The sequence below is a fragment of the Dermacoccus sp. UBA1591 genome (genome assembly GCF_002322065.1).
Taxonomy (GTDB): domain Bacteria; phylum Actinomycetota; class Actinomycetes; order Actinomycetales; family Dermatophilaceae; genus Dermacoccus; species Dermacoccus nishinomiyaensis.
In genome coordinates this window covers 1-1,546 of sequence record NZ_DCNR01000050.1, presented here as the reverse complement: position 1 = coordinate 1,546, position 1,546 = coordinate 1, and the positions used below count along the sequence as shown (strand labels likewise).

General features: G+C 69.1%; 2 protein-coding genes. Both read right to left on the bottom strand.

Going from position 1 to position 1,546, the window contains the following annotated elements; translation table 11 throughout:
* Positions 1-932, bottom strand: a 932-nt coding sequence (locus B2284_RS05355) for an enoyl-CoA hydratase-related protein (protein WP_286697274.1), incomplete at its 3' end; no start/stop codon positions are given.
* A partial coding sequence (locus B2284_RS05350; RefSeq protein ID WP_286697273.1) for a thiolase family protein occupies positions 932-1,546 on the bottom strand: 615 nt, incomplete at its 5' end. The genes B2284_RS05350 and B2284_RS05355, both read right to left, overlap by 1 nt.

Here is a 1,546-nt window from a genome sequence, read left to right as displayed (position 1 = left end):
TCGTCGCTCATGATGAGGTCGCCGAGCGCCTGGTCCTCACCGGCGAAGCCCTGCGCCCGCGTGTTCGTGCGGGCGGCCTCGACGAGGTCGATGGCGCGCAGCGGAGCGGGGGCGGCGCCACCGGTCTTCTGCATCGTGAAGACGCGGGCCTTGTCGCACGCGGCCTTCCACGCGGCCTCGTCCTTGTTGACCTCGGGGCGCTCGACCTTCTTCTCGCCGCTGATGACGGCGGCCGCGAACGCGAGCGAGTCCTCGAGGAACGTGACGGGGGCGAGCAGCTCGTCGGCGACACCCAGCTTGAACGCCTGGGCGCCCGTCGCCATCTTGTTGTTGCTCAGCGGGTTCGTGATGATGAGCTGCAGCGCGTTCTCGACGCCGATGAGGTTCGGCAGCAAGTACGTGCCGCCCCAGCCGGGCACGAGGCCGAGGAAGCACTCGGGCAGCGAGTAGGCAGGCACGTCGGCGCTCATCGTGCGGTAGTCGCAGTAGAGACCGATCTCGACGCCACCACCCATCGATGCGCCGTTGACGAACGCGAACGTCGGCACGTCAAGGTCGGCGATCTTCGAGAAGACGCGGTGACCCTGCTCGGCGATGTCGACGGCCTGCTCACGGTCGGTGATCGACGGAAGCGCCATGAGGTCGGCGCCGACGGCCATGATGAACGGCTTGCCCGTCACACCGAAACCGACGATCTCGCCCTTCGCGGCGCGCTCGGCCGCGGCGTCGACGGCCTTCTCCAGCTCCGCGAGGCCCTGCGGGCCGAAGCTGTTCGGCTTCGTGTGGTCGAAGCCGTTGTCGAGGGTGACGAGCACGAAGGTGCCCGCGCTCTTGCCGCCGGTCGACGGCAGCGTGATGTCCTGGCTGAGGGCGTGCGTGACGACCTCGGCGCGCGCGTTCTCGGCGCTGGACTGAGTCTGGTTCTCGCTCATCAGGCCGTCTTCTCCTTGCCGTAGTCGGGGTGGTTGGGGTTCTCCCAGATGACGCAGCCACCCATACCGATGCCGATGCACATCGCAGTGACGCCGTAGCGCGCCTCGGGGTGCTCGGCGAACTGGCGCGACAGCTGCGTCATGAGACGCACGCCGGAGCTCGCGAGCGGGTGACCCGTCGCGATGGCGCCGCCGTAGGCGTTGACGCGCTCGTCGTCGGCGTCGATGCCGAAGTGGTCGAGGAAGGCCAGCACCTGCACGGCGAAGGCCTCGTTTAGCTCGAACAGGTCGATGTCGTCGATCGTCAGGCCCGCCTTGGCGAGAGCCTTCTCGGTGGCCGGGACGGGGCCGATGCCCATGACCTCGGGGTCGACGCCGACGAAGGCGAAGTCGACCAGGCGCATGCCGACGGGCAGGCCGAGCTCCTTCGCGCTCTCCTCGGAGGCGAGGATGCACGCCGTCGCACCGTCGTTGAGACCGGCCGCGTTACCCGCGGTGACGTTGCCGTGGGCGCGGAACGGCGTCTTCAGCTTGGCCAGTTCCTCGACGGTCGTGCCGGGGCGCGGCGGCTCGTCGGCCGTGGCCAGGCCCCAACCCTTCTCGACGTTGCGCGT